This window comes from Rheinheimera sp. (assembly GCF_036568245.1).
GTDB lineage: Bacteria > Pseudomonadota > Gammaproteobacteria > Enterobacterales > Alteromonadaceae > Alishewanella.
In genome coordinates this window covers 1-2174 of record NZ_DATCSY010000129.1, presented here as the reverse complement: position 1 = coordinate 2174, position 2174 = coordinate 1, and the positions used below count along the sequence as shown (strand labels likewise).

Below are 2174 nucleotides of genomic sequence, written 5' to 3'. Positions count from 1 at the left end.
TGCCGACTTTAGGGTTTTCAACGCTAAATGTCTGAACAAGCTCACCTTTCTCGTTTTCTATCCGCACCTTCATCATCGTTGCGGCTTTATCCAGTTCAATGGTGCCGCGCGATAGCGTTTCGCCGGTAAACACAATTTCTTCAGATTGTGTTAACACGCTACGGCCAACCAGCGATGACGCCTGTAATGCCTGGTTAGAGGTCATGCTTTCAGCAAAACCTTTAAAACTCTCATTTAGCGAACCGATACCATCAGCCATGGTGAAGTTGGTCATCTGCGCGATCATCTGATCGTTTTCAACCGGCTTGGTCGGGTCTTGATATGCCAACTGCTGTGTTAACAGCGCAAAGAAATCAGCCTGCGTCAGGGCGCCGTTATTTTTATCCGGCGCTTTATCGGTGTTATCCCAATACATGCCGTCCAGAGCAGAGTTATTATTTACTGAGCTAGTCATAAGTTATGCCCTTAGTTTGATTGCCCTAAACGCAGGGTACGCATTACCATTTGTTTAGCGGCATCCGCAGTCTGCACGTTGGTTTCATACGAGCGTGACGCTGAAATCATGTTCGCCATCTCTTCCATAATGTTGATATTGGGCTTGTAGATGTAGCCGTTTTCATCAGCCAGCGGGTGATTCGGCGCATACTCAACGTTTAGCGGAGCGTCGGACTCAACAATTCCCAACACCTGTACACCAACAGTGTCGTCTCCCTGCTGACGCTGGGCTTCTGACAACTGAGCTGCAAACACCGGATGTCTGCCTCGGTAGGTCTGGTCAATACTGCTGCTGACACTGTTGGCATTAGCGATATTACTGGCGGTGGTGTTCATGCGCACAGACTGTGCTGTCATACCACTGCCGGCAATATCAAAAATCTTGTAAGCGCTCATTGTTATTGACCTCCACCGGTGATGGCTTTTTTCAGGCCGCTGATGCGGGCATTCAGAAAGGTCATGCTGGCCTGGTATTCCAGACTGTTCTGCATGAAGGCGTTTCGTTCGCGATGAATATCGACACTATTGCCATCGCCGGTATCCGGTTGATCCGGGTTACGGAACATCGTCTCCTGACGCTGGGCAATAGAGATATTAAAATGTTGCTCATGAGTGCGGTTTATCGCGCCGGATTGCCGGGCTTTGGCATTGCTTAATGCCTGCTGAAAATCGATATCTTTGGCTTTATAGCCAGGCGTGTCTGCGTTTGCGATATTTTCGGCCAGCACCTGTGCCCGCCGATCACGCACCAGCATGGCCTCAGGATGCAAACCAAATGCTTTTTCAAAACTGATTGCCATTTTTTTGCCACCTGTTTATTCACGATGGCAAATCAAATGCAAAACTCAGGCCAGAAATAAAAAATAAGCGTTCAGCTTTTTTTACGGTAGATAATACCGGGGTTGCAGCGGATCATCTCGAAGTCGTCGTTCAGACTGGATAATGATTCTGAAGCGCCAAGGAACAAATAGCCGCGTGAATTCAGCGACTGAGCAAACTGGCGGATAATTTTTGCCTTAACATCGGCCGAAAAGTAAATAAGTACGTTACGGCAAAAGATAATATCGAATTTGCCAAGCAAAGTGTAACTGTCCAACAGGTTAAGATGGCGAAAACTCACGTTCTTACGCACCGGCTCTTTTACCCGCATCATGCCTTTACCACTGTCTTCAAAGAACTTACTGCGCCGCTCAGGCGACAAACCGCGCGACAGGGCCAGACCATCATACTCAGCACGCTGACAGTGTTCCAGCATGGTATTAGAGATATCCGTACCAAGGATGCTTACGCCAAGGCCGAATGCCCCCGGCCTGCTTTGCTGGTATTCCAGTGCAGTCATAGCAATAGAATACGGCTCTTGTCCGCTGGAGCTGGCTGCCGACCAAATTTTGACGTTACGGCAAGTTTTTTCCATCTCGGGAAAGATTTGTTTCTTCAGTAATTCATAGGGGTAAGTATCGCGAAACCACAAGGTTTCGTTTGTCGTCATGGCATCTATCACGGCCGAACGTAACTGTCGCTCAAACGGACTCAGGGTTTTTGTCACCAGTTCAGACAAGGAGGCAACACCAAACCGTTGCATCAGCGGCGCAAGGCGGCTTTTGACCAGATATTGCTTGTTCTCTCCCAGCACTATACCGCATTGCTGTTCCAGAAAATCCCGGAACAGTATGTACTCT

General features: G+C 48.5%; 4 protein-coding genes. All 4 read right to left on the bottom strand.

The window, feature by feature from the left end; translation table 11 throughout:
* Positions 1-454: flagellar hook capping FlgD N-terminal domain-containing protein (locus tag VIN66_RS05695; RefSeq protein ID WP_331923065.1), on the bottom strand; the 454-nt coding region annotated here is incomplete at its 3' end.
* Between the two features lie 11 nt (positions 455-465).
* Positions 466-891 carry a flagellar basal body rod protein FlgC gene (gene flgC / locus VIN66_RS05690; RefSeq protein ID WP_331923064.1) on the bottom strand — a complete coding sequence of 142 codons (426 nt, stop codon included), beginning with the start codon at positions 889-891 and terminating at the stop codon, positions 466-468.
* A 2-nt stretch (positions 892-893) separates the two neighbouring features.
* Complete coding sequence (gene flgB, locus VIN66_RS05685; RefSeq protein ID WP_331923063.1) at positions 894-1295, bottom strand: flagellar basal body rod protein FlgB; 402 nt, start codon at positions 1293-1295, stop codon at positions 894-896.
* 71 nt (positions 1296-1366) lie between these two features.
* Positions 1367-2174 (bottom strand): protein-glutamate O-methyltransferase CheR (locus tag VIN66_RS05680; RefSeq protein WP_331923062.1); only part of this gene is annotated, 808 nt, incomplete at its 5' end.

Excerpts from the sequence above, each read along its gene's own strand:
- flgC (WP_331923064.1), bottom strand. The coding sequence starts at position 891 with ATGAGCGCTTACAAGATTTTTGATATTGCCGGCAGTGGTATGACAGCA.
- flgB (WP_331923063.1), bottom strand. The coding sequence starts at position 1,295 with ATGGCAATCAGTTTTGAAAAAGCATTTGGTTTGCATCCTGAGGCCATG.